Consider the following 25316-nt stretch of genomic DNA (forward strand, 5'->3'; position numbering starts at 1 on the left):
GCACGCGCAAGCGTGCCGCCCCTCTACTTATTCCGGCTTTACCAAAAACTGACCGGGTGGCCTATCTCACCCCACGTCAACCCCTCCTTACGGTCGCGTAGGTCACATTGAAAGGAGCAAGATATGTGGCCGTGGCAGACGATTCGAGAATCCAGAAGACAGACATCATCGGGTCGTACGCGGCGATCGGCGACAGTTTCACCGAAGGAGTCGGAGACCCCGGACCCGACGGGACCTATGTCGGCTGGGCGGACCGTTTCGCGGCTCTCCTGGCGGACCAGCTTCCCGTCCCCGACGAGGCGACGAGCTCCGATTCCCCGCGCGGGGAATTCCGGTACGCCAATCTCGCGGTACGCGGACGACTCCTCGACCAGATCGTCGAGGAGCAGGTCCCCCGCGCCAAGGAGCTCGCACCCGACCTGGTGAGCTTCTGCGCCGGGGGCAACGACATCATCCGGCCCGGCACGGACCCGGACGACCTGGCCGAGCGCTTCGAGCGCGCGGTCGCCGACCTCACCGACGCCGTCGGCACCGTCATGGTCACCACCGGGTTCGACACCCGCGGCGTGCCGGTCCTGCGTCACATGCGCGGCAAGATCGCCACGTACAACGTCCACCTGCGGGCCATCGCGGACCGCTACCACTGCCCGGTGCTCGACCTCTGGTCCCTCCGCTCGATCCAGGACCGCCGTGCCTGGGACGAGGACCGGCTCCACCTGTCCTCCGGAGGGCACACGCGGGTGGCACTGCGCGCCGCGCAGGTCCTCGGACTGGAGACACCGGCCGACCCCGACCAGCCGTGGCCCCCGCAGCCCCAGCGGAACACCTTCGAGGTGCGGCGCGACGACATCCACTGGGCACGCGAGTACCTCGTGCCGTGGATCGGCCGCCGACTGCGCGGCGAGTCCTCCGGCGACGAGGTCGCCGCGAAGCGCCCGGACCTGCTGCCGCTCTGAGCGGGGCCCTACACCAGAGGAAGCCGGAGACGTGCCGGGCCCGCCGCGGCGGGCCCGGCCGGCGCCGCCGGAATCCGCTCCGGGCCCGCCGGAATCCGCTCCAGGACACCCCCGGCGAACACGTCGTACAGCGGCAGAGACTCCAGGTGCACGTACCCGATATGGCAGTCGCAGACCGCCAGTGGGCAGGCCCTCGGGCCGAGCGCCCGGCGGTAGCTCCCGTCGTAGAGACTGCCCAGCTCTTCCTTGACGAAATGGCACCGGCGCACGGTGCCGTCCCCGTCCACCGAGATCACCGACTCCCCGGTCCGGCACGGCAGCCCCGCCGAGCGGTGCGGATGGCGGCTGTACGGGAACAGCGGGTCGAGCGCCGTCCAGCGCTCCGCCTCCGCGTCCGTGTACGCGACCCCCTCGGCGGCGTTCACCCACAGGTACACCTGCTCCGGCAGCTCCGCCCGCAGCCTCCGTGCCTCGGCGAGGTGCTCCTCGAAACCGACGACCCCCACGCTGTACCGCACCCCCGCCGCGGTCAGCTCCCGGCACTTGCCGAGGAACCGGTCGTATGGGGTCTGGCCCGGGTGGTACGTGCACCAGAGCGCCACCCGCTCAGGGTCGGCCCCGGACAGCCAGCCGGTCCGGCCGCTGAGGTTGGTCTGGATCGCGACCCGCGCCACCTGCGGCAGGTGGGACAGCTCGACCAGCGCCCGCCGGTACCAGGACCGCACCAGCCCCTCGCCCCACGGGGTGAAGAGCACCGAGAGACGGTCCCCGGTCTGCGCCGCGACCCACGCCGTGAAGCGTTCGAGCGCCGCCCGGTCCGCCGAGAGCTGCTCCCGGCTGTCCCGCCTCTTGGCGAACGGGCAGTACGGGCAGTCGTAGTCGCAGGACGCGAGCGGGCCGCGGTAGAGGATCGTCAGGTCCACGGCCCGCTCACTTCGCCTCGTACGCGGCCATCGCGGCGCGCACGGCGGGGGAGAAGAGGGCAGGACCGAGCGCGTCGGAGTGGGCGAGCCCTTCGGGGGAGAGCCGCAGGAGGTCATGGCCGCCTATGCCGTTGCCGCCGTCCAGCCACCCGAGCTCCGCGAAGCGGGCCAGCTCCACGGGGAAGTCGTCCGCTGGGTCGCTGCCGAACCGCTGCCGGTACTCGGCGCGCGGCAGCCCGGCCGCCTGAAGCAGTGACTGGAGGAGATGGCGGCGCTTGGCCTCGTCGCCGTCGACGGGCCGGCCGACCTCCGCCCGGGAGAAGTCCTCGGTGGCGGTGAAGCGGTCGATGATGGTGCGGATCTCCGGCATGCCGACGGCGTAGTCGAAGGAGTAGTGCAGCTCCGAGGTGTACGAGCGGGCGCCGCAGCCCAGGCCGACCATGCCGTCCGTCTGGCAGGCGTAGTCGTCGGGGCCCTCGTGCGGGGCGTCCGCGCGGCGGAACATCCGCATCGAAACCTGCTCGTACCCGTGGGCCAGCAGGTGGTCCCGGCCGGTGCGGTAGAGGTGGAGCCGCTGGCCGTCCCAGGCGGCGTCCGCCGCCGCCCGGGCCTCGGGGCCGTTGCCCTCGGCGAGGCGGCCGAGGCCGGTCAGAGGGCGTACGTACAGCGGGTAGAGGTACAGCTCCTCGGGGCGCCAGGCCAGGGCGGCGTCCAGCGAGGCGAGCCAGGTCCGCGGGGTCTGCCCGTCGATGCCGTAGATCAGGTCGATGTTGAGGACCGGTATCCGGGTCTCGCGGATGCGGCCGAGCGCCGCTTCCACGTCGGCCCGGCGCTGCGGGCGGACCGCCGCCCTGGCCTCGCCGTCGACGAAGCTCTGCACGCCGATGCTGATGCGGGTGGTGCCCCGGTCGGCGAGCACGGCGAGCCGGTCGGCGGTCGCCGTGGACGGGGAGGTCTCCACGGACAGCGGCACCGCGCGCAGATCAGCGCCCATCCTCTCCTCCGCGATGTCGCAGAGCCGATCCAGCTCGCCGGCGGTGAGGAAGGTGGGCGTACCGCCGCCGAACGCGGCGGCGGCGAACCGCACCGGCCCGTCGTCGCCCAGCGCCTCCCGCACGGCGGACGCCTGCCGGTCGAGCGCGTCGAGGTAGCGGGTGGTCAGCTCGCCGGGAGCGCCGATCCGGGTGAAGAGGTTGCAGAAGCCGCAGCGGACCTCGCAGAACGGTATGTGGGCGTAGAGCTGGAGGGCGTCCTTGTTCTCCCCGGCCCACAGCTCGCGCAGGGCGGGGCGGTCGTCGAGCTTCGCGTAGGCCGTCTTGTGCGGGTAGGCGTAGACGTAGCTCTGGTACGGCCGCACGGTGGCGCCGGTGGCGGGCGTTCCGGCCGGGGTGGGAGTGGCGGCGGGTGTCGCGGCCGGGGCGGTGGGGCGAGTGGCCGTCATGGCCGGGGCGGTGGGGCGAGTGGTGGTCATGGTCGGGTCAGGCCCCCGGTTCGAGGAAGAAGTGGGCGTACGGAACCGTCCAGACGGCCTCGTGGCCGAGCCGGTGACCGGTGTACCCGTCGTCGCCGTAGGCGGTGCCGTGGTCGGAACAGACGATGGCGAAGCACCGGCGCCGGCTGCTTGCCGCCGCGAAGAGCCTGCCGATGTGCCGGTCCACGTACTCCAGAGCCGCCGCATGGGTCGCGCGAGAGTCCCCGGCCTCGGCGGTGGCGCCGGGCAGATGGAACCAGTTCGGCTGATGGAGCGCCGAGACGTTGACGAAGAGGAAGAGCCGCTGATCGGCCGGGAGCGCGGCCACGACCTCCTCGGCACGGGTGACCTGCGCCTCGAAGGAGGCCGGGGAGGCCACGCCGAACTCCGGCTCCCAGTGGCTCTCCGCGAAGAGGCCGGGCAGCACCGAGCCCAGGGGCGGCTGCCGGTTGAAGAAGCCGACGCCGCCGACACACACGGTGCGGTAACCGACTGCTTCCAGACCGCTCAGCAGGTCGGGGGAGTCGTACACGAAGGTCCGGCCGGCCGTCGTCTCACTGCCGGCGAAGCGCGCCGCGAAGAGCCTGGGGTGAGGTCCGGGCGAGGCGGGGGTGGGCAGGAACCCGGCGAAGATCGCCTGGTGGGAGGCGTACGTGAAGCTGCCGGGAGCGTGCCGCTTCTCCCAGACCCCGCCGGGGAGATGCCGGGCCAGATTCGGCAGGCGGCCCGCCGCCGCGAGTTCGACGGCGACGTCGTGGCGGAGGGTGTCCAGTGTGACGAGCAGCAGATCGTGACTGCCGACGACGGCGTTCATGTCGGGTACGCCGTCGTCCGGGGCGGTGGTCGTGGTCGTGGCGGTCGCGAGGGGTGCGGGGTCAGGGGGCTGCGGTGGCACGGTCGTTCCTTGTTCGTTCGTCGGATGCGTCGTCGTTGCCGGTGGGGGCGTCCGGGTGGGACCGCAGGGCGGCGGCCACCTGCGCGGCGTAGGTGTCCTGGCCTTCGGCGCCGCTGCCCGGCAGACCGGTCAGGCCGGGCAGCAGATCACCGAACGCGTTGACCTCGCCCACGGCGAACCGCCGCCAGCCGGTCGCCGGCAGCAGATCGACCCCCACGCACGGGGTCCGGGGGAAGCGGGCAGCCGCGCGTTCGCAGAGGGCCAGCGCCTCGGACCAGCTCCCGCCCGCCGAGGCCACCGCCTCACGGACCCGGTCCAGATCGCCGCGGGCCCCGCCGAGATGGAGGTTGGTCATGGGGGAGCGGCTGGTCCGCACGACGGCGTGCGTCGCGCGTCCCGCGACGACCACGACCCGCAGATCGGCCGACCGGCCCTGCTGCGAGGCCTTGGGCAGCCAGCGTTCGACGTGCAGGCCGTCCGGTGCGAGGGCGTCGACAAGGGCCGCGACCTCCCGCTCGGTGGTGTACCGCCGCACCCGCAGGGAGTTGAACAGCCGGCCCCGCTCGTCCCGTTCCACCGAGGTGGTCGCCTGGACCCGCCCCGGACCGGCCGTCTCCACGGCCAGCACCCCGGAGGCCGAGGAGCCGTGCGCCAACTTCACGAACACCCTGGGCATGCGGTGGTCCCGCATCAGCTCCCGTACGTGCTCCCAGTCCCGGACCGGAGCCGCAGAGGCTCCCGAGGTCGGCGAGGCGGGTACCGGTACGCCTGCCCCGTCCAGCAGCGCATGGCACAGCCGCTTGTCGAACAGCTGGGCCAACTCGTCCGGATGGTTCAGTAGTTCACCGCCGGCGGACGCCACCTCGGCGGCCACCGTCCCAACGGCCGCGAGGAAGTTCGCGTACCAGAGGGCCGAGCCTTCCACACGGGTCGGGTCGCCGACCCCGCGCAGCAGCCGCTCGACCTCCACCTCCTCGCCCGGCGAGTCCAGGCGCACCGACTCGCCCGGCAGGAAGCGCGCCCGGCCGCGCAGGACGTCCAGCCACGGCACGACCCGTGGCTCCGGCAGACCGGCGGCGCGAACCGCCTCCCGGAAGAAGGCGACCCGGCGGTTGAGCGGGTTGCCGACGACGGCGAAGCGCGGTCCCCGGCCCTGTCCCCGCCCCGCGCTATTCGCTGACCGCGACATACCGCTCGTCGTCCTCGTCCGGATCGAAGTCGGACGCGTCACCCGGCTCCGCGTCCACCACCGCGGGCGCGCAGGCGGACACGATGCGTCGGAGCATCTCCTCGCCCAGGTAGTGGTGGCGCAGATCGAGACGCGACAGATGCGACAGGGGCTGCCCGGCCAGCAGTGCCTCGCCGCCGGTGTCGCTCAGGGTGCCCATGGCCAGCGAGAGCGAATCCAGCTGGGCGACGACGGGCGCCGACGCCACGGCGGCGGCGATCTCGTCCTGGACGACGCTGTTCTGCAGTCCGAGATGGCGCAGCGCCGGAAGCCCTCCGCCGGAGAGCAGCGGAGCAAGGTCCTCGACCGTGGCGTCCCCGCCGTACCAGTCGGAGCCGAGCCACAGCTCCAGGCTCCGCAGCGCGGGCAGTTCGCAGGCGCCGACCGCCCGCACGACGTCTCCGGGCAGCCCGCCCGATTCGAAACGGAGGGACGTGAGGGAGGTGTGCCGCACGGGCCGCAGCCGGAGGGTTTCGCCGTCCTCGGTTTCCCCCGTGGTGCCGCCACCCCGGACGACGAGCTCCTCCAGGAGCGGATAGGCCTCCAGCACCGGAGTGATGTCGCACAGTTGCAGCCACGACACCTCGCACTCCTCGCTCTCCACGTCGGCGAGGAACAGTCCGCGCAGGGACGGGAGACGGGCGGCGTCGGCCGAAAGGAGCTCGACCACCCGCGTGAGAGGGGTGTACTCGTCCTCCCACCAGGGGCCGATCACGAGCGCCCGGACCCGCGAGGTGTCCACGGTGTCCATGAAGTGCCGCCACAGGACGGGAAAGTCGAGATCGTCCTGCCAGGCACTTTCGAGCCGCCAGGCGACCGCGTCCGCCGCCGGGAGGCTTCCGGCCGGTGCTGACTTCCCGTCCACGCTCGCGGGCGTCGTCCCACCGGGCGTCGTCCCACCGGGCCCTGTTTCGCCGGGCCCTGTTTCGCCGGGGGCAGGCAGGATGTGCACGGGCAGGCCGTGGAAGCTCTCCGGGTGCTCGATGTCCGTCGCGCTGCTCATTCCGCCACCGCCGTGTACCGGTTCTCGCGACCGCCGTCGTTCCAGGGTTTGTTGCGGTCGGACAGGTCGAGGCGGACGCCGTGCGGTTCCAGCGCGGCGGTGAGCCGCCGCTCCATCGCCTCGCTGAGGAAGTGGTGGTGGAGGTCGAGGGTGTCGAGATGGGTGAGCGGCTGGCCCGCGAGCAGCGCCGCGGCACCGTCGTCGCCGAGGACGCCGTTCGACAGGTCCAGGGTGCGCAGGCGCGCGACCACCGGAGCCGAGGCGACCGCCCCGGCGATCTCTTCCTGGATCTCGCTGTTGCGCAGGCCGAGGTGGTGCAGGGCCAGGAAACGGGTGCCGGAGAGGAGGGGCGCCAGGTCCGTGAGCTCCGTGTCACCGCCGTACGCCGAGACGCCGAGCCAGAGGTCGAGCTTCTCCAGCGCGGGCAGTTCGCTGTCCAGCACGCCGCGCACCACCTGCACCGGCAGGCCGCCCGACTCGATCGTGAGTGACCGCAGCGCGTCGTGCCGCACCGGAGGGAAGACCAGGCCGTCGCCGCCCCGCACACCCAGCTCCACCAGCCCGGGGAAGGCGTCGAGCAGAGTCGTCACGTCCGACTGCTCGATCCAGGAGATCTCCGCCTCCTCCAGGACCAGGTCACCGACGAACACGGCTTCGAGGGAGGTCAGCCGACTCGCGGCGGCGGTCACCAGGCCTATCGGGTAGGAAGAGCGGTGCTCGGTCGCCTCGCCCCACTGACCGATGATCAGCGCCCGCACGCCGGCCGGGTCCACCGTCGCCAGGAACAGGTCGAAGACCTCCTCCCAGCTGACCAGCGGGTCGTCCTCGTACGGGTCGACCCTGAGCCGCCACGCCACGGCGCCGGCCTCGGGGAGCGGGCGCCCCTCGGCGGGGATCTCGAAATCGACGGCGGGAAGGCCGTGCAGCTCGCTCAGGTGGTTCGCAATGGTCATGACCCGAAGCTCCGGTGTGCTGGGGACGTCTGTCTGCCGCAAGGTCTATCAAGTGCCACTGACAGCGCCGCATCCGGGACGGGGAACGCCGCCGTCCGGCGGCCGGCACGTGCGCCGGTGCTCCCGGGACGCCGCGCCCCGGAGCGCCCGGACCGGCGGATCCACGGTTGCGATCGCGCGGCCCGACGGTCCGGGGACCGGGGCCGTACACAGCCGCGCGGTGCCTCCGCCGACCGCGTGGAGCGGCCGATGTCAGACCCACCTCCTAGCGTTCTCCACAGGTTCGGCGCACGGGGCGCCGCACTGGAAGGGAGACGTCCGTGTACCGGCAGGGGGATGTGCTGATCATGAAGGTCGAGGAGTCCGAGGTGCCCGCGCCGTTCCTGGAGGCGCCTGGCGAACTGCGGGACGCGCGGGGTCGGTTGGTGCTGGCGCTGGGTGAGGTCACCGGACACGCGCACGCCGTGCAGGGCCCTGGCCGGCTGATACGCGAGTCGGGGACGTTCGGACCGATGCTGCTCCACCTCCCCGACGGGGGGCGGGTCGTGCACGAGGAGCACGCCCCGATCGCGTTGCCCAGGGGGTGGTTCCGCGTGGTGCGTCAGCGGGAGTACGTCCCCGGCGCGTTCCGCGTCGTGGCGGACTGACGGGCGATCACCGGCACGGGCTCGGAACGAAGGAAGCGCCTGACAGGCGCACCGCAGCAGGAACGAACCAGAACAGGAACGGGTGACCAGGGATGACAGGGACGGGCATGATGACGCGGGACGTGACCTCGTGGCGGGCGGTGGCCTCGGCCACCGGAAGGGCCGACCGGACGGCGGCGGAGGAGGGCATTCGCCTGGCCTACCGCACGGCGGGACTGGCGGAGCCGGGCCGGATCGTCTGGGTGGACTCGCCCAGGGCCGCGGTGGAGGCGGTGGAGAAGCTCGTCGACGCCGGGAAGCCGGTGCGCGAGGAGGTGCGCACCCGGCCCTGGGGTCACGAACGCCGCCGCAAATACGACGAGTTGGGGGCGATGGGCTGGGCCGCGCTCTGGTCGGCGACCGGCGCGCAGCTGTGGGAGACCACCTCCGCCCTCGCCGAGCGCATCCGTGCGGGCGTCGTGGCCGAGCTCGCCGTGCGTCCCGAGGACGAGACGGCGGTGCGGCTGGTGCTGCTGGACGCCGTGCTCGGGCAGCACGACGCGGCATGGCTCGCCGCCTTCGAGGACAGCGAGCCCCTGGCCGGCCTCGCGGTGGTGGCGCGCAACGCCGGCTGGTGGTGGCCCTACGAGAACGTGGTCGTCGTCGCCGAACGCCCCGAGGTGCTGCACCGCGACGAGGCGGGCCGCCTCGACCGCGGGGACGGCCCGGCGCTCGCCTACCCGGACGGCTTCGCCCTCCACGCCTGGCGCGGCATGCCCGTGCCGGCCGCCTTCCTGGAAGAGCTCTCGGCCCTCACCCCCGAGCGGATACGCGAGGAGGCCAACGCCGAGCTGCGGCGCGTGATGCTGGAGCACTTCGGCTACGACCGCTACCTGGAGGAATCCGGGGCGGAGCCGGTCCACCGGGACGAGACGGGCATCCTCTGGCGCATTCCGCTCCCGGGGGACGAGGACGTCGTGATGGTCGAGGTCGTCAACTCCACCCCCGAACCCGACGGCACCCACCGCACGTACTGGCTGCGGGTGCCGCCGGGGACCCGTACGGCGAAGGACGGGGTCGCCTGGACCTTCGGGCTCGGGGGTGAGCAGTACGCACCGGTGCGCCAGACGTGACGGAGGGTGGCCACGCGTCACCACCGGCAGAAGATCGTGCCGCCGGCCCGTCGGTGGAATCTTGCGGGGTGCGGGCACGTTGGAGGGGGCATGACGTCTCTCGACCGCACACAGGAAGACCTTCTGCGACTCGTCGGTGCCTCGCACGACGGGGTACTCGTGACGCTGAGGAAGAACGGCCGTCCCCAGCTGTCGAACGTGAACCACGCCTACGACGCGGAAGCCCGGACGGTCCGGGTCTCGGTGACGGAGGACCGGGCGAAGACGCGGAACCTGCGCCGCGATCCCCGGGCGAGCTTCCACGTGACGAGCGAGAACCGCCGCGCGTGGACCGTCGTGGACGGGACGGCCGAGCTGACCCCTCCCGCCGCCGATCCCCGGGACGCCACCGTCGAGGCACTGATCACCCTCTACCGGGACGTTCTCGGTGAGCACCCGGACTGGGACGACTACCGGCAGGCGATGGTGCGGGACCGCAGGGTCGTCCTCACCCTGCACATCGATCACGTGTACGGGCAGCCGAGTGCCTGACGCGATACGCGTGGGGAGCCGGGCGGGTCCGGGGCGCGGTGCCCGACCGTCGCGCGGGCACATGTCCCGCACATAATAGGAAGAGACCGACTCCCCAGGAGATGCTGTGACCGGCGCCGACTTTCTGACCCCCCTCCGCACCCGCCTGCGCTCGATGCGTGCCGACGCGTTCGGGGCCGACCCCTCGGGGGCCCGGATGGAGCGCATCCGACGCTCGCCCCACTTCGCCGACGGAGCGTTCCAGAACCCGGTCGAAGCCCGCACCCTGCCTTCCGGCTCCTCGGTGGAGCTCGCGAAGACCTACTTCAACAAGGAACAACGGTCACACAGGGCACCGCAGGGAAACATTCCGGTGTACGCCACGACCTACGCCGACCTGGCCCGGCCCCCGGCCTCGGGCCTCCGGGTGACCTGGATGGGCCACTCCAGCGTCCTCGCCGAGATCGACGGCAGCCGCGTGCTCTTCGACCCCGTATGGGGCGAGCGCTGCTCCCCGTTCCCCTTCGCGGGCCCCAAGCGGCTCCATCCGGTGCCGCTGTCGCTCGAAGCGCTCGGGCCGGTGGACGTGGTCGTCATCTCCCACGACCACTACGACCACCTGGACCTGCCGACGATCCGCGCCCTCGCCCGGACGGACACCGTCTTCGCCGTGCCGCTCGGTGTCGGCGCCCATCTGGAGCACTGGGGCGTGGCGCCCTCGCGCCTGCGTGAGCTGGACTGGAACGAGAGCACCGAGGTGGCGGGCATCCGGCTGACGGCGACCCCCGCGCGGCACTTCTGCGGACGCGGCGTGCGCAGCGGGCAGCACACCCTCTGGGCCTCCTGGGCCGTCGAGGGCCCCGAGCACCGGATCTACCACAGTGGCGACACCGGCTACTTCTCCGGGTTCCGCGAGATCGGGGCCGAGCACGGCCCGTTCGACGTGACGATGATCCAGATCGGTGCCTACGCGGAGTTCTGGCCCGACATCCACATGACGCCCGCCGAGGGTGTCCGCGCGCATCTGGATCTCCAGGGCGGACGCCCGCACGGCGTCCTGATGCCGATCCACTGGGGCACCTTCAACCTGGCCCCGCACGCGTGGGCGGAGCCGGGGGAGTGGACCAGGGCCGCTGCTGAGGCAGTGGGCCAGCCGGGGGCCTTCCCCATTCCGGGGCAGCCCTTCGAGCCGTCCGGGGAACTGCCGGCCGAGCCGTGGTGGCGGGCCGTGGGCCACGTACCCGACCAGGAGTGGCCCGCGCCCGGCCTGCCGGAGGGCGAGGTCCGCGGCGCCCTCGAACTCGTCACGGAGGAGTGACACGCGTGTCCCGGTGCCCCGGCCGTCGACGACGGCCGGGGCACCGGGACCACCGGCGCGGTGGCCGGTTCAGTGGGTGAAGGTGAACCAGTTGAGGTTGACGAAGTCGGAACTGCTGCCGGAGAAGACCAGATAGACGTCGTGGACGCCGGTCGCGGAGGCGACGACGTTGGCGGGGACGGTCTGCCAGGCCTGCCAGCCACCGTTGTTGGCGAAGTCGATCTCGGCGATCTGCGTACCGCTGGTGCTGTCCAGCCGTACCTTGATCGCGCCGCTCACGCCCGCGTCGGCGCCCGAGGCGATCCGGGCCTTGAACTGGCTCGGCGAGGTCGAACCGAAGTCCACCGAAGAGAACTTGAGCCAGTCCCCGTTGGCGATGTAGCCGACGTTCTGGCCACCGCCGGTGTCCGTGGTGGTCTCCGTGGTGGTGCCGCTCTGGGCGGAGTAGGACTCCGCCTGGATGGTGTTGTAGGCGCTGGTCCCCGTGCCCGTGCCGCCGCCCGGGTTCGAACCCGAACCCGTGCCCGCGCCCAGCGAGATGGTCCAGGACGTGGGGTTGCCGTCCTGGATGTGGCCGTCGACGGGCGCGGAGTTGGTGGGGCCGACGTCGTCGTACGGGAAGGCGTAGCCGATGCTGGCGTACTTGTGGACGAGCCGGGCGTAGTGGTTGGTGATGGGGTCCGTGTAGTACTGGGACGGGGACACGCCGTCGGGGTTGTTGTTGCCGCCGGAGACCAGCAGGCTGCTGCGGTTGAGCGCGGCGGAGAGCCGGGCCGCGATGGCGCCCCGCGCGTCGCCGCCGGAGTTGTAGAGCGGACCGGAGGCGCAGCCGAAGATGTCGACGGCACTCGGCTTGGTGAAGGGGACGCCGTTGGTGTTCAGGCCGGAGAAGACGATGGCGCCGCCGGAGACGGTGCCGGTGTACGAGCCGATGCTGCCCTGGCCGTTCAGGGTCAGGGGGGTGGTGGCGTAGTGGCTCCACACCCGGTTCAGGTAGTCGTCCCAGTAGGTGCCGAAGTCCACCGGGGAGTGCGAGGGCGCCAGTACGCGCAGCACCCCGCCGGAGGAGTCGTTGATGACCAGCTTGTCCCAGGGGGCGCCGTCGACGGCGTGCTGGGCCTGGAGGCCGGAGGCGATGGAGGCGAGAGCCCCGGTGGGCAGCGGGCTGACCGTCTGGGTGCCGGAGCTTCCGGTGCTGGACATGGAGACCGGCAGGCCGACCATGTCGACGTAGGAGATGTTGGCGTACAGGTTGGCGCTGTTGAAGGTGAACTCGCAGAAGGTCCAGTTCGTCGACCAGTTGGGGTCGGCGCTGGTCAGCGCGGGCTGGACCACCCCGGGGACGGTGCCCGGGTTGACGAAGAACTTGAGCTTCTGGCCGACCGAGAACCAGACCCGGCCGCCGATGACGAAGCCGGCCAGGTTCACCTTGGTCGCCGCCGAACCGGAGGCGCCGAGCGGGATGGCGTAGTCCGCGATCGGGGTCACCGCGGCCGACGGGTTGGGCAGCCGGTTCAGGGCACCGTTCGCGGAGACGAACACCGGCCAGCCGCTGCTGTCCGTGCCGGAGATGTACGCGTAGACGGTGTTGTTCCCGGAGTTGTTCTGGAGCGAGATCGGGAGCGGTGCGCTCGCGGCCGAGGCCGTGGAGGTGAACGGCGACAGCGGGGAGAGTGCGGCAGCGGCGGCGGTCGCGCCGGTCGCGGTGAGGAAGGAACGTCGAGAGACCACTGACCCTCCGGAAGGGTGTGATGAACCGTCAGAAGCGCGACGGTGGTGGGGGTGTTGCCCTGAGGCGAACGAGACGCTAATGGCCTGTACCAATGAGGGTCAAGGGATGCGCCGAACGAAACCGGATGAGTTTGGGAGCGCTCTCAACCAGGGCTGCCACGGGGCACCACTCCGGGGCGACCCCGGCGTTAGGGTGGGAGCGACCCGGTGGCCCCACCTCCCGCGCCGCCGACCAGCGTTGAGGAGCGACCGCCTTGCCCGAGCAGTCCCCAGGTTCCCGGCCCACCCTGGAAGCCGTCGCGGCGCGTGCGGGCGTATCCCGGGCCACCGCGTCCCGGGTCGTCAACGGGGGCGACGGTGTGCGCAAACCTCTCGTGGACCGGGTGCGCCAGGCGGTCGAGGAGCTCCAGTACATCCCGAACCACGCGGCCCGTACCCTCGTCACCCGGCGTACCGGGGCGGTGGCCGTGGTGATCGCCGAGCCGGAGATACGTATCTTTTCCGACCCGTTCTTCTCCCGACAGCTCCGGGGCATCAGCAAGGAGCTGGCCGAACACGACGCCCAGCTGGTGCTGTTGATCGTGGAAGGGCCGGGGGACTTCGGCCGGATCGAGCGGTACCTCTCCGGCGGCCACGTCGACGGAGCCCTGGCCTTCTCCCTGCACACCGACGATCCCCTCCCGGCGATCACCCGTCGGGCCGGACTGCCGACCGTCTACGGCGGGCGGCCGAGCTGGACCACACCTCCCGGAGAGCGCACCGCCAGTTACGTGGACGCGGACAACCGGGGCGGGGCGCGGGCGGCCGTACAGCACCTGCGGGACCTGGGGCGGCAGCGGATCGCGTACATCGGCGGGCCGCCCGACCAGACCTCGGCACTGGACCGGTTCGACGGCTACCGCGACATCCAGCTCGACGTGGACCCGACCCTCGTCGCGGAGGCCGGGTTCACCGTGGAGTCCGGGGCGCTGGCGATGGAGGAGCTGCTGGAGCGCCGGCCCGACCTGGACGCGGTGTTCGCCGCCAACGACCTGATGGCGTCGGGCGCCCTGCGGGTCCTGGGTGAGCGCGGCATCGCGGTGCCCGGCCAGGTGGCCGTCGTCGGGTTCGACGACATGGAGTCGGTGGCCGAGGCGACCGTACCGCCGCTGACCACCGTGCGGCAGGACGTCGAGGGGCAGGGGCGGCTCATGGCCAGGCTGCTGCTGCGCGGCCTGGCCAGGGACCGCAAGGGGACCGAGGCGCCCGACTCGGTGATCACCCCGACCACGCTGGTACGGCGGGCCTCGGCCTGACGTAGGCGGGGGAGCCCGTGCCCGCCGGAGCGGGAGGGGAGCGGCTGCACCCGCAGGAGCCCCCGCGGGCGCGTGACGCGGCGCCTGCGGGGGCTCCTGCTCCCGGACGGGTGCAGAGGGATCGGGCGTACGGGATCAGACGTGCGGGATCAGACGTACGGGATCAGACGTACGGGATCTTGAGGACCGCCGCGTCCGTACCGGTCTGCACCTGGGAGGTGCTGTTCCCCAGGGCGTTCCAGATCTCCAGGCGGACGGTTCCACCGGTGAGGTTGCCCAGGGTGCCGGTGGTCGCCTGGGCGCCCACGGCCTGGGTGTACCCCTCCCACCCGGCGACCGGGTCGGTCGCGAAGTAGCGGTAGGTCTCCGTCCGGTCGAAGGTGCCGTCGCCGGTGAGGTCGTAGCTGACCCGGACCTGCGGAGCGAGCCCCACCGCCGTGCCCGCGTCGACCCGGAGGCTGAACGAGGTGGAGGCGCCGGAGGAGAGGGTGCCGTTGACGTTCGTGATCTGGTAGGTCGTCGGCTTGTACGGAGTACCGTCCCGGTTGACGCCGTCCGCCGAGGCGATCGTGTCGGTTCCGGCGGCGCCGTCCGTGGCGGTGGTGAGCGTACCGCCGGACTTCAGCCGGAAGGTGTTCCCGGTCGAGGTGCCCGTGCCCGGGTCGGTACCGGGGTCCGTGCCCGGGTCGGTGGTGCCGCCGCCGGCGCCCGTTCCGGTGGCCGTGGAGCGGGCCGGTACGGAGAGCGTCGCGCCGTTGGTGAAGGTGACGGTGCGGGCGGTGGTGCCGTAGTTGTGGGCGACGTAGGTGTTGACGCCGTTCTTGGTGAAGACGGCGGAGGTCGGGATGTCCCCGCTGATGCTCATGTCGGGGGCGCCGAGGCTGTCCAGCGTGGTGATCCACTGGTAGGTGTGCGCCTTGGACTCACCCGCCTCCGGGGTGTAACCCGCGTTGCCCGCGTCCCACTTGGCCTTCGCGGACGCCGGGTCGGCCAGCGCCTCGAACTCCCAGAGCAGGTCGCGCCATTCGACGGCCGGGCCGCCGTTCTCCCGCTCCATCTCGGCGAGGTTCCGCTTGACGGTGGCCTTGTCGCGGCCCAGGTAGAGCGAACCACCGGTGATCGGGAGCGTGTTGATGCCGTGGATCTCCTCGGGGTTCGAGGTCCACCAGGTGGAGTACGCGGCGCCGCTGCCCCAGACCATGCCGACCGTGTCGTGGCCGAAGGAGCTCGGGAAGACCTGCTGGTCGGTGTCGAACCAGTACTGCTCGATCGCTTCCGACTCGGTGGTCAGCAGGTAGCTGCCGAGGTCGCGCAGCGAGGTGTCACCGGTCGCCGAGCCCCACAGCACGAGTGCGGCGCTCAGGTTGGTCGACTCGGAGGACGACTCCTGGTTGTTGCCCGCCGCGAAGCCCTGGTGCCCGGAGGCCCAGCTGTGGCCCGCGTAGACGTCGAAGCCGCGCAGGAAGGGGAACGCGCTGTCCGTGCGGCTCGGGTTGGCGGTGTCGCGGATCAGGTTCTTGACCATGGTGCCCCACGCCGAGTCGGCGGCCCAGGCCTGGTCGTACTGGGCGATGATCGCCGCCGCGTACACGTAGTAGCTGTAATGGAAGTGATGGTCGTTCAGCTCGGTGTCGCTGCCGTAGGAGGCGGGGTACCCGATGAGGGTCTTCCAGGCCGTGTCATAGCTGAACTCGGAGGCGCCGCCGGCCGTGAACCACTCCTGGAGGCGGGTCTTCAGCAGCCCCAGCATCTTGTCCCGGATGCCGGTCTGGCCGATCTGGTCGGCCACGGGCACCAGTTGGGCCAGGCGGCCGAGCGCCTTGCCGGTCCAGTAGGTGTCGGTGGCCCCGGAGAACGGGTCGGAGGCGTTCGCCACCTCGTTGAGGTAAGCGGTCAGCCGGGCCGTGTCGACGCCACTGACCGCCGGAAGGGCCGGCACCACGCCCGAGCTCTTCTGGCTGGTGGTGAAGGAGGTGGCCTCCCGCACCTTCATCGTGCCGCGCGGGGACACGTAGGTGTAGCCCGTGAGCGCGTCGGAGGTGTGCAGCCACTGGTGGCGGTAGAGCGCCTGGAGCGTTCCTCGCTCGGTGCCCTCCTTGGCCTCCGTCGTGAGGCTGTACGTCGCCCGGACCGTGCCCCCCGAGGAGGACCAGGAGACGGTGGATCCGGTGACGAAGCTGAAGGCGTACTTCCGGAAGGTCGCGAGCGCGTCGGTGGACGGCAGCACGGCGAGCGAGAAGTAGTCCTTGCCGCCGAGGGGGGCGGTGATGGTGGACCCGGAGACCGTCCAGTCGGTGCCGGTCGGCGAGAACAGCGCGTAGTTGTGCCCGGCGACGGTGATGCCGAGGACGTTGCCGTCGTCCGCGAAGACGGTGGGGGCGCTCGCCGTGGTGATGCTGGCGTTGCCGCCGGAGCCCTTCGCGTACACGAACGGCAGGCCGTGGCCGATGGTCGTGCGCAGCGTGCGGGTGCCGTCCGACCAGTAGGGGGTGACCGTCCAGTCGGACCAGTCGTCGGCCTTCGTGTCGGGCGAGTTGAGGCCGCTGAGGCCGAGGGTCAGGTCGGCCTTGTGCGCGTACTCGTACTGGCGGCCGTCCCCGACGATCGAGGGTGTGGTCGGGTAGCCGACCTCCAGCCCGCCGGCGGTGGCCTGGTAGGTGAGCGGGTGGCCGTACATCGGTGTGGAGTACGGGTTGTCGCCGTAGCGCTGGTAGGCGAGCGAGGTCCACCAGTCGTTGGTGGGGACCGGCTTGTTCTTGGCGGCCTCGGTCAGCTTGGGCGTGACCGGCGCGCCGGTGTTGTTGGTCGGTCCGGAGGTGCCGGCCGGACGGGTGTCCGTGTAACTGCCGGAGCCCGCGGTGATCGTGGCGGCCACTGCCGGGGACGCGGCAGGGCCCAGGCCCACCGCGGCCAGCGCGACGGCGAGGGCCATCGCGGCAGCGGGTCTTACGAGGGAGGCTTGCATGGGGAAGCACCTCGAAGTCAGGAGGGGGTTGGAGCGCTTTCGAGAGCGCTCTCAGATGCCAAGGAAAGTAAAACTTCTGAAACCTTTGTGTCAATAGAAGTGGCACGCACGGTAGTTGGAGGAGTATGCGCGGGCCCTTGCGTTCGACTTCTGGCGGATGGAGGGGGTGTGGGGCGGCTTGAGGTGAAGTGTTGAGAGCGCTCTCAACTCGTGGATCACCGACTCCGGCCGGTCTGGCGACGTTTGGTGAGGGGAGGGAGCGGAAGCGGTGAGGCGGATCGGTGAAGAGGGTTGATAAAGGGGGTTGATAAAGTAGCCTTACCTTATGAATGACGACCTGGCTCCCGACGGAGTCGCCGCGGCCCTTCTGGCGAGCATCGCCGTGCTGGTACGGCGGGTGCGCCACGTACCCGTCGAGGGCGGACTCGCGATGCCCGAGCGGACCGCCCTGTCGCTCCTTGACCGCTCGGGTCCCACCACCTCCTCCGCGCTGGCCCGGGAAGCGCAGATCACCGCGCAGGCGATGGGGGCGACGCTCTCCGGGCTGCGCGCCCGCGGCCTGGTCGAACGCCGCCCGGACCCGGAGGACGGCAGGCGGGCGGTGCTGACGATGACCGACGCGGGACGCCAGGCGCTGAAGGACAAACGCAACGCCCGCACCGAACTCATCGCCCGGGCCCTGACCGGGGGCGCGTTCACCCCGGACGAGCTGGACCGGCTCGCGGCTGCGGCGCCGCTGCTGGAGCGGCTGGCCCGGAACATCTGACACCCGACCCCGGCGGAACGGGCCCGGGACGCCTCCCGGACCCGGCCCCGCGCCGGCCGGGACCACCCCGCACACCCGGCCCCGGGACCGGCCCGACCGGCCCCGCACACCCCGGCCGAACCGTTCCCCCCCGGGACCGGCCGACCCGCACAGGAGAGACGACCACCGTGACACTGACCACCATCGACCCCGCCCCCGCGCTCGTCGTGATCGACCTGCAGAAGGGCTTCCTCGAAGGCGCCGACCCCGCGATCGCGGCCGTCGTCGAGCCCACGACCCGTCTGGTCACCGCCTTCCGCCGGCACGGCCTGCCCGTCATCCTGGTCAACGTCACCGGGCGGGCCCCTGGGCGTACCGAGGGCGCACGGACGGGCGCCGCCGTACCGTCGTCGCCCGGCTGGGCCGACCTGATCGACGAACTCGACGTCCGGCCGACCGACCACCTGATCACCAAGCGGCGGCGCAGCGCGTTCCACGACACCGGGCTCGACACCCTGCTGCGGGACCTGGGCGTCACCCAGATCGTCCTCACCGGTATCTCCACCAGCGCGGGCGTCGAGTCGACCGCGCGCTCGGCCTCCGACCACGGCTACCACGTCGTCCTCGCCACCGACGCCATGGCCGACCGGGTGGAAGGCGACCACCGCCACAGTGTGGAGCGCGTGTTCCCCAAGCTCGGCGAAACAGCCACCACCGCAGAGGTCGTCGCCATGGTCGAGGCCACCCGATGACGCTGCTGGGCCGGCTCCTGCGCGACCGCCGGGCGGGCGAGACCCACCTGTCGTGGAATCTGCCCCACCTCCGGGGCCCCGGGCTGTTCACCCTCAGCAGCGAGGACTTCGGCCCCGACGGCTCCCTTCCGCGGGTCCAGTGCGCGAAGCGCGTCGGAGGCGAGGACCTCTCCCCCCACCTGCAGTGGACCGCGCTCCCGCCCGGTACCGCGCAGCTCCTCCTGGTCGTGGAGGACACCGACGTACCCATGGCCAAGCCCGCCGTGCACTGCGTCGCGCTGATCGACCCGGCTACCCTGCACCTCCCGCCCGGCGCGCTGGACGCGAAACGGCCCGGCCCCGGGGTGCGCCCGCTGCGGGCCACCGTCGGGCACGGCTACCACGGCCCCGCCCCCGTCAAGGGTCACGGGCCGCACCGTTACGTCTTCCAGCTCTACGCCCTCGCCGCGCCCGTCGGCGACGCCCCGGGTGCCACGCCGGTGGACCGGGCGCGCCCCCGCGCCCTGCTGTCGGGCCTCACCGCACCGGTCCTCGGCCGCGCCCGGCTGACCGGGGTGTACGAGCGCTGACCCCGGGGGCGACCCGTGAAGACGCCGACCCGCCCGCGGTCCAGGACCACGGGCGGGCGGAGGGGCTGTCGCGACGCGCGAGCGTCAGGAGCGGTACGCCTCCAGTTCGGAAGCCTGCACGGCGGGCCAGGCGGTGTTCGCGGTCCCGGTGACCCGCAGGTACCGGGGGGTGGAGCCGGCCGGCAGGGTCACGGTCGCCGTGTTGCCGGAGGCCGGGTCGAAGCGGTAGTCCTTCGACGCGGTCAGGGTGGTGAAGGCGGAGCCGTCGGCGCTGCCGAGGACCGTCAGGGTCTGGGTGCGGGCCTCCCAGGACGACGGCAGCTTGAGGACCACCCGCCCCACCTGGGTCGCCGATCCCAGGTCCACGGTCAGCGACTGCGGGAAGGACCGGTTGACGCTCTCCCAGTACGAGTTGGCGTCGCCGTCGACGGCTCTCGCCGGGGCGTAGACGTCGGCGTACCCGGTCGCGGTGACGGGCCTGCCCAGAGCGAGGTTGCGGCCGGGGTCCGGGGTCGGGCCGGTGGGGGTGGGCGTCGGGGTCGGGGTCGGGGTGGGCGTCGGAGTGGGGGTCGGTGAGGTGCCGTGGTCGTAGTTCGCGGTGGGCCACGGGCCGCAGTACGTCGCCGGGAGCTTGGCGTTCCAGCCGGAGTTGCCGGAGCCCTGGGTCAGCGCCAGCGACGCGCCGAGGCAGCTGTAGACGGGGTCGGTGAAGCCGATGTTCGTGGCGCGGACATTGGTCAGCGACAGCTGCGCCGGATCGTTGAACTGGAGCGCGAAGGTCCCGGTGCCGTCGATGTTCACGTTGGTGAAGTTGACGTTCTTCGTCGTCCCGGAGACGAAGTGGATCGCGGCGTAGGAACTGTCCAGGATGTCCGTGTCGGTGACGTTGATCGTCGCCTTGTCGATCGGGCTGTTGCGGGCGTCGAACCAGACCGCGCCGATCGGGAACGGCCAGCCGTAGTCCGTGTTGCCCGCCCGGATGGTGGTGTTGCGGGCGAGGGTGAACGTGCCCTGGACGTCGGTGCCCTGACCGGGGGAGACGCCGGGGAAGCGGTTGCCCACGTGCAGGGCGCCGCCGTTGGTGAGGCTTTCGGCGAGGACGTTGTCGGTGACCGAGATGTCCTTGCCGCCGTAGATCGCCACGTGGTTGGCGAGGATCGGGGCCACCACGGTGTTCCCGGTGAAGGCGTTGGCGGTGTCGGCCTTCGTGTCGGACCACATCGCGAGGCCGTCGTCGCCGAGGTTGCGCAGGAAGGTGTTCTCCACGGAGGAGTGGGTGACGCCCCAGTGGAAGTTCACCCCGTCCGCGGTCTGGTCCAGGATGCGGCTGTTGCGGATGTGGAAGTTGTCCATCGGCCCGTCCATCCACGCGCCGACCTTGGTGTGCTGCAGCCACACGCCGTCCACGACGGAATCGCTCATCGCGCCGCCGATCGCGTTGACCTGGTCCTCGTCCACCCGCTCGGTGATGTCGCCGATGATCGCGAAGTCCTTGAGCGTGACGTTGCGGCTCGGGCCGCCGGCCTCGTACGGGCGGACGCCGCCGCCGTACCCGCCGCCGGAGGCGTACTTGCCGTAGATCCCCGCCGCACGGCTCCGGTCGGTGGGGTGACGGCCGCCCAGCACGCTGTACCAGGGCCCGGCGCCGCGCAGCGTGACCTGGTCGACCACCACGTGGTCGGTCAGCTTGAAGGTGCCCTGCGGGATCCACACCTCCTTGCCCTGCGCCTTCCCGGCGTCGACCGCCTGCTGGAAGGCGGACGTGGAGTCCGCCGCGCCGCTCGCGTCGGCACCGTAGTCGGTGACCGACAGCGATCCGGCCGGACGGGTCACCGGGGCCGCGACCTGCTCGAAGTCGGCCAGGTCCACCACCGCCCACGGGGTGACGGAGGTGGAGGGAAGAGTGATCCGCACCTTCGAGCCGGCGGCCAGGGTCTTCCCGAAGAGCGTCCGGGTCTCGTCGTAGAAGTGGTGCGGCTGGCTCCCCGGGGTGTTGGTGAACGGGTACGAGCCGTAGAACCAGCCGTACCGGGAGGTGAAGTCGAGGTCCTTCAGCCTGGTCCCGTCCAGACTCAGCGCGACCGGCGCGGTGATGCCCGTACCCGCCGCGTTGTCCGGCACGGAGTAACGCACCGTCATGGCGTTGGCCGGTTTGGTGAGGGTGAACTCGACGTACTCACCCGGTGCGTCGAGCCGTACGGCGCGCCGCCCGGACGCCTCGGAGGGAAGGGTGGTGTACGTACGGTCGGGCCCGATCAACGAGCCGGAGGTCGCGGCGTTCTCCGCCTCCAGCTCGGTGAACGGCACCTGCGCCCCGCGCCCCGCCACCGCGAACGGGGAGAGTGCGGGCGCCTCGGCCGCCGCCGCGGAACCGGCGCCGCCCCCGGTGAGGGCGGCCACCGTCCCCAGGGCCACGGTGCAGGCGAGTGAGGCCAGCAGAGCGGTCACGGACCGTCCACCGGGTGCGGCTCTTGTCACGCTCATGGTGCACAACCTCCTGTGGGGGGACATCTGGACGGCGATGCGGCGGCTGGATCAGGCCAGCAGCCACACCGCCGTGTCCTTGGGGAGGCGGCCCTCGTCGTCCAGGGGGCCGCCGGCGAGCAGGACATCCGTGTGGGCGGGCAGTTCCGCCGGTCGTGTCGCCAGGTTGACGACACAGATCAGGCCCTCGCCGCGCCGGAACGCGAGGACGCCCTCGGCGGAGGGGAGCCAGGTCAGCGGCTCGCTCCGGAACGCCTCGGTGGTGCGCCGCAGCCGCAGCGCCTCCCGGTAGAGCGACAGCATCGAGCCGGGGTCGCCGCTCTGCCGGTCCACGGCGTACGCCTCCCAGCCCTCGGGCTGCGGCAGCCACGGCTCCGCGCGCGAGCCGAAACCGCTGTACGGGGCGTCCGCGCTCCACGGCAGCGGCACCCGGCAGCCGTCCCGCCCCGGATCGCTCCCGCCCGAACGGAAGTGCATCGGGTCCTGGATGCGGTCGAGCGGGATGTCCGCCTCCGGCAGACCCAACTCCTCACCCTGGTACAGGTAGAGAGACCCGGGCAGCGCGAGCGTCAGCAGGGCGGCGGCACGCGCCCGGCGCTCGCCGAGCGCCAGGTCGGTCGGCGTGCCGAACGCCTTCTTGGCGAAGTCGAACCCGGTGTCCTCCCGGCCGTACCGGGTCACCGTCCGGGTCACGTCGTGATTGCACAGCACCCAGGTGGCCGGGGCGCCCACGGGCGCGTGCTCCGCCAGGGTGTCGTCGATGGACCGCCGCAGCCGGTCCGCCCGCCACGGGCACGCCAGGAAGTTGAAGTTGAAGGCGGTGTGCAGTTCGTCCGGGCGCAGATACCGGGCGAAGCGCTCGGAGTCCGGCAGCCAGACCTCACCCACGAAGACACCCTGGTACTCGTCGGCGATGGCCCGCCAGGAGCGGTAGATGTCGTGCAACTCGTCCTGGTCGATGTACGGGTGGGGGTCCACGCCCTCCACGAAGTCGGCGAGCGCCGGGTCCTTGGCGAGGAGCGCGGCCGAGTCGATCCGTACGCCCGCCACCCCGCGCTCGAACCAGAAGCGCAGGATCTCCTCGTGTTCCCGGCGGACCGCCGGATGGGCCCAGTTGAGGTCGGGCTGCTCCGGTGTGAACAGGTGGAGGTACCACTCCCCGTCCGGCACCCGGGTCCAGGTGCGGCCGGAGAACTGCGAGGGCCAGTCGTTGGGCGGCAGTTCGCCGTCCTCGCCCCGGCCGGGGCGGAAGTGGAACAGCTCGCGCTCGGGACTGCCCGGGCCGGCCTCCAACGCCGCCCGGAACCAGGCGTGCTGGTCCGACACGTGGTTCGGCACGATGTCCACGATCACCCGGATGCCGGACTCACGGGCCTCGTCGATGAGCTTCTCCGCCTCGGCGAGCGTCCCGAAGGCCGGATCGATGGTGCGGTAGTCGGCGACGTCGTACCCGCCGTCGACCAGTGGGGACACGTACCACGGCGTGAACCAGAGTGCGTCCACGCCCAGTTCGGCGAGGTACGGCAGCCGCGACCGGACGCCCGCGAGGTCCCCGGTACCGTCCCCGTCACCGTCGGCGAAGCTGCGTGGGTACACCTGGTAGATGGCGGCGCTGCGCCACCAGTCGTCGGCGCGTACCGGAAGAGGGGCTGCCACGTGAGGGTCCTTTCGGGCAGGGTCCGCCGCCGGCCGGACAGCGGGGCGTGCGGTCACGGCCGGCGACGGAGGCTTCATGGAGTGGCTTGCGAAGGTGCGTGTGCGGTGCGACGTGCGAACCCGCCGTGCGGGCGCGTGCGGGCGGTACGGGAGTGAGGGCGTCCGGGCACACGGGCGCGGGGGCGTGCGGGCAGGGGGCACCGGCTGCCCCGGACCGACCGGGGCAGCCGGGCGGGGGTCAGCCCTTGAGACCGCCCGCGGTGAGGCCGCTCATGATGTTCCGCTGGAACACCAGGAAGATGAGCAGCGTCGGCAGGGAAGCGATGGTGAGGGCGGCGATCAGCACGTTCTCCGGGACTCCGTTGGAGAGCGAATAGATGCCGACGTTCAGGGTCTGCATGGCCGGGTCGGGCAGGGTGAGCATCGGCCAGAGGAAGTCCTTCCACACCCCGACCACCGCGAAGATGGAGACCACTCCGAGGATCGGCCGCGATATGGGCAGGACGATCGAGCGCAGGGTACGCAGCGGGGAGGCGCCGTCCATCGACGCGGCGTCCAGCAGCTCCTTCGGTATGGAGTCGAAGAACCTCTTCAGCAGGAAGATGTTGAAGGCGTTGGTCACCGACGGGAGCCAGATCGCCCACGGCGAGTTCAGCAGGTTGCGTTCCACCAGGGGGACGTCCAGCACCGTGAGGTACTGCGGGACGACCAGCACCGTCGCCGGGATCATGAGGGTGGCCAGCATCATGCCGAGGATCGCCTTGCCGAAGACGGGCCGCAGCCGGGAGAGCGAGTAGGCCGCCGCGACGTCCAGCACGAGCTGGAAGGCCAGCGCCCCGAACGCGTAGTACAGGGTGTTGAAGAGGAGATGGGAGAGGTCCATCACCTCCCAGGCGCGGGAGTAGTTGGAGGGAGTCAGCGTCGACGGGAAGAACGTCGGCGGCGACTGGACCGCCTCCTGCGTGGACTTGAGCCCGCCGGACACCATCCAGTACAGCGGTCCGAGGAAGACCAGCGTGAACAGGACCATGACGAGGCCGAAGACCACCCAGTAGACGGCTTTGCCCCGGGGCCGGGCCAGTTGGGCCGGCGAGATGAGCGTGCGTGTGGACATCTGTCGTTTCCCCCGGTCCTACTCGTCCTCGGCGCGGCTGAGCCTCACGTACACGGCCGACACTCCGGCGAGCAGTACGAGCAGGACCAGGCCGAGCGCCGCCGCGGCGCCGTAGTTGTTGAAGTTGAAGGCGTACTGGTAGATCAGGTAGACGACCGTGGTCGTCGATCCCTCGGGGCCGGCGCCGCCGGTGAGCAGGAAGGGCTCGACGAACACCTGCATGGTCGCGATGACCTGCATGAGCAGCAGCAGCGAGAGGATGAGCCGGGTCTGCGGGATGGTGACGTGCCAGATCTTGCGCAGCAGCCCGGCGCCGTCCAGCTCGGCGGCTTCGTACAGCTCGCCCGGGATGCCCTGGAGCGCGGCGAGGTAGATGAGCGTCGCGCCGCCCATGTTCATCCAGGTCGCGGCGACCACGACCGAGAGCATCGAGGTGCTCGGGTCCTGGAGCCACTGCTGGGCGGGTATCCCGAAGAAGCCGAGAAGCTGGTTGAGCAGGCCGTACCCGGGGTCGTAGAGGTACTTGAAGAGCAGTACCGAGGCGACCGGCGGGAGCATGACGGGGAGGTACACGAGGAGCCGCAGGTAGCCTTGTGCGTGCCGGAACTCGTTGAGCACCACCGCGACCACGAACGGGACGGCGAAGCCCAGGACCAGCGCGAGCACGGTGAAGAGCAGGGTGTTGCGCCAGGCCTGCCAGAACGCCGGGTCGTTGAAGACGGTGTTCAGATTGTCCAGGCCCGCCCAGGTGGTCTGCCCGTCCTCGGTCTTCTGGAAGGCGAGCAGGAACTCCCGCACCATCGGGTACCAGGAGAAGAGGCCGAAGCAGATCACGGCGCCGATCAGGAAGCCGTGGGCGGTGAGGTTGCGGCGCAGGGCCCGGGCGAAGGCGCCGGCGGGCGTCGGGCCGTCGCCGTGGTGCCGGGACGGGCGGGGCGTCTTCGCCGCCGTCTTGGGGATGGTGGGGGCCGACATCGTCGCCGCCTCCT

Annotated in this window: 21 protein-coding genes; 9 read left to right on the top strand and 12 right to left on the bottom strand. The window is 71.6% G+C overall.

Annotated features, from left to right (window positions below; translation table 11 throughout):
* Positions 1 to 131: 131 nt before the first annotated feature.
* Positions 132 to 956, top strand: coding sequence for an SGNH/GDSL hydrolase family protein (locus ACFWEE_RS18645; protein WP_386890370.1), 825 nt, complete (start codon positions 132 to 134; stop codon positions 954 to 956).
* A gap of 8 nt (positions 957 to 964) precedes the next feature.
* Here ACFWEE_RS18645 and ACFWEE_RS18650 read toward each other — a convergent pair whose 3' ends face one another.
* From ACFWEE_RS18650 to ACFWEE_RS18675, 6 genes are all read right to left on the bottom strand, one after another.
* Complete coding sequence (locus ACFWEE_RS18650; protein ID WP_386890372.1) at positions 965 to 1879, bottom strand: STM4011 family radical SAM protein; 915 nt, start codon at positions 1877 to 1879, stop codon at positions 965 to 967.
* 7 nt (positions 1880 to 1886) lie between these two features.
* On the bottom strand, positions 1887 to 3320 hold the full coding sequence (locus ACFWEE_RS18655; protein WP_386890474.1) for an STM4012 family radical SAM protein: 1434 nt from the start codon (positions 3318 to 3320) through the stop codon (positions 1887 to 1889).
* A gap of 37 nt (positions 3321 to 3357) precedes the next feature.
* Positions 3358 to 4164 (bottom strand): STM4013/SEN3800 family hydrolase, encoded by an 807-nt coding sequence (locus ACFWEE_RS18660; protein ID WP_386890475.1) that lies wholly within the window; start codon positions 4162 to 4164, stop codon positions 3358 to 3360.
* Positions 4165 to 4225: 61 nt separating this feature from the next.
* Positions 4226 to 5434: an STM4014 family protein gene (locus ACFWEE_RS18665; RefSeq protein ID WP_386890373.1), complete on the bottom strand. Its 1209-nt coding sequence runs from the start codon at positions 5432 to 5434 to the stop codon at positions 4226 to 4228.
* On the bottom strand, positions 5415 to 6476 hold the full coding sequence (locus ACFWEE_RS18670; protein ID WP_386890375.1) for an STM4015 family protein: 1062 nt from the start codon (positions 6474 to 6476) through the stop codon (positions 5415 to 5417). The genes ACFWEE_RS18665 and ACFWEE_RS18670 overlap by 20 nt, the downstream gene beginning before the upstream one ends.
* Entirely contained in the window at positions 6473 to 7429 is a 957-nt protein-coding gene (locus ACFWEE_RS18675; protein ID WP_386890377.1) for an STM4015 family protein, read from the bottom strand. The genes ACFWEE_RS18670 and ACFWEE_RS18675 overlap by 4 nt, the downstream gene beginning before the upstream one ends.
* 320 nt (positions 7430 to 7749) lie before the next feature.
* Here ACFWEE_RS18675 and ACFWEE_RS18680 point away from each other — a divergent pair, with 320 nt between their 5' ends.
* The 4 genes from ACFWEE_RS18680 (at position 7750) to ACFWEE_RS18695 (ending at position 11016) form a co-directional block, all read left to right on the top strand.
* Complete coding sequence (locus tag ACFWEE_RS18680) at positions 7750 to 8076, top strand: hypothetical protein (protein ID WP_386890378.1); 327 nt, start codon at positions 7750 to 7752, stop codon at positions 8074 to 8076.
* A 92-nt stretch (positions 8077 to 8168) separates the two neighbouring features.
* Positions 8169 to 9188 (top strand): DUF6745 domain-containing protein, encoded by a 1020-nt coding sequence (locus ACFWEE_RS18685; RefSeq protein WP_386890380.1) that lies wholly within the window; start codon positions 8169 to 8171, stop codon positions 9186 to 9188.
* 90 nt (positions 9189 to 9278) lie between these two features.
* Positions 9279 to 9719: a PPOX class F420-dependent oxidoreductase gene (locus tag ACFWEE_RS18690; protein WP_386890382.1), complete on the top strand. Its 441-nt coding sequence runs from the start codon at positions 9279 to 9281 to the stop codon at positions 9717 to 9719.
* Between the two features lie 106 nt (positions 9720 to 9825).
* A complete protein-coding gene (locus tag ACFWEE_RS18695; RefSeq protein WP_386890383.1) occupies positions 9826 to 11016 on the top strand; it encodes an MBL fold metallo-hydrolase in 1191 nt (396 codons plus the stop codon).
* A gap of 69 nt (positions 11017 to 11085) precedes the next feature.
* Here ACFWEE_RS18695 and ACFWEE_RS18700 read toward each other — a convergent pair whose 3' ends face one another.
* On the bottom strand, positions 11086 to 12747 hold the full coding sequence (locus tag ACFWEE_RS18700; RefSeq protein ID WP_386890385.1) for a beta-1,3-glucanase family protein: 1662 nt from the start codon (positions 12745 to 12747) through the stop codon (positions 11086 to 11088).
* Positions 12748 to 13001: 254 nt separating this feature from the next.
* On the opposite strand from ACFWEE_RS18700, the gene ACFWEE_RS18705 reads away from it, so the two are divergent.
* Positions 13002 to 14042, top strand: a complete 1041-nt coding sequence (locus ACFWEE_RS18705) for a LacI family DNA-binding transcriptional regulator (protein WP_386890386.1) — start codon at positions 13002 to 13004, stop codon at positions 14040 to 14042.
* A gap of 163 nt (positions 14043 to 14205) precedes the next feature.
* Here ACFWEE_RS18705 and ACFWEE_RS18710 read toward each other — a convergent pair whose 3' ends face one another.
* A complete protein-coding gene (locus ACFWEE_RS18710) occupies positions 14206 to 17007 on the bottom strand; it encodes a glycosyl hydrolase (RefSeq protein ID WP_386890387.1) in 2802 nt (933 codons plus the stop codon).
* Positions 17008 to 17332: 325 nt separating this feature from the next.
* Between ACFWEE_RS18710 and ACFWEE_RS18715 the strand changes: the two genes are divergently transcribed.
* The 3 genes from ACFWEE_RS18715 to ACFWEE_RS18725 all read left to right on the top strand — a co-directional run bounded on the left by ACFWEE_RS18715 (position 17333) and on the right by ACFWEE_RS18725 (position 19073).
* Entirely contained in the window at positions 17333 to 17773 is a 441-nt protein-coding gene (locus ACFWEE_RS18715; RefSeq protein WP_386890388.1) for a MarR family winged helix-turn-helix transcriptional regulator, read from the top strand.
* Positions 17774 to 17940: 167 nt separating this feature from the next.
* The gene (locus tag ACFWEE_RS18720; RefSeq protein ID WP_386890389.1) at positions 17941 to 18504 is read left to right on the top strand and encodes an isochorismatase family cysteine hydrolase; all 564 of its coding nucleotides are present in this window, start codon (positions 17941 to 17943) and stop codon (positions 18502 to 18504) included.
* Positions 18501 to 19073 (top strand): YbhB/YbcL family Raf kinase inhibitor-like protein, encoded by a 573-nt coding sequence (locus ACFWEE_RS18725; RefSeq protein ID WP_386890391.1) that lies wholly within the window; start codon positions 18501 to 18503, stop codon positions 19071 to 19073. The genes ACFWEE_RS18720 and ACFWEE_RS18725 overlap by 4 nt, the downstream gene beginning before the upstream one ends.
* 84 nt (positions 19074 to 19157) lie before the next feature.
* Here ACFWEE_RS18725 and ACFWEE_RS18730 read toward each other — a convergent pair whose 3' ends face one another.
* From ACFWEE_RS18730 to ACFWEE_RS18745, 4 genes are all read right to left on the bottom strand, one after another.
* A complete protein-coding gene (locus ACFWEE_RS18730) occupies positions 19158 to 21557 on the bottom strand; it encodes a discoidin domain-containing protein (RefSeq protein WP_386890392.1) in 2400 nt (799 codons plus the stop codon).
* 51 nt (positions 21558 to 21608) lie between these two features.
* Positions 21609 to 23213, bottom strand: coding sequence for a glycoside hydrolase family 13 protein (locus ACFWEE_RS18735; RefSeq protein ID WP_386890393.1), 1605 nt, complete (start codon positions 23211 to 23213; stop codon positions 21609 to 21611).
* A gap of 238 nt (positions 23214 to 23451) precedes the next feature.
* Positions 23452 to 24327, bottom strand: a complete 876-nt coding sequence (locus tag ACFWEE_RS18740) for a carbohydrate ABC transporter permease (protein ID WP_386890394.1) — start codon at positions 24325 to 24327, stop codon at positions 23452 to 23454.
* Between the two features lie 18 nt (positions 24328 to 24345).
* Positions 24346 to 25302, bottom strand: coding sequence for a carbohydrate ABC transporter permease (locus ACFWEE_RS18745; protein ID WP_386890395.1), 957 nt, complete (start codon positions 25300 to 25302; stop codon positions 24346 to 24348).
* Positions 25303 to 25316: the final 14 nt, after the last annotated feature.

Source organism: Streptomyces sp. NPDC060184, assembly GCF_042728795.1.
Classification (GTDB): Bacteria; Actinomycetota; Actinomycetes; order Streptomycetales; family Streptomycetaceae; genus Streptomyces.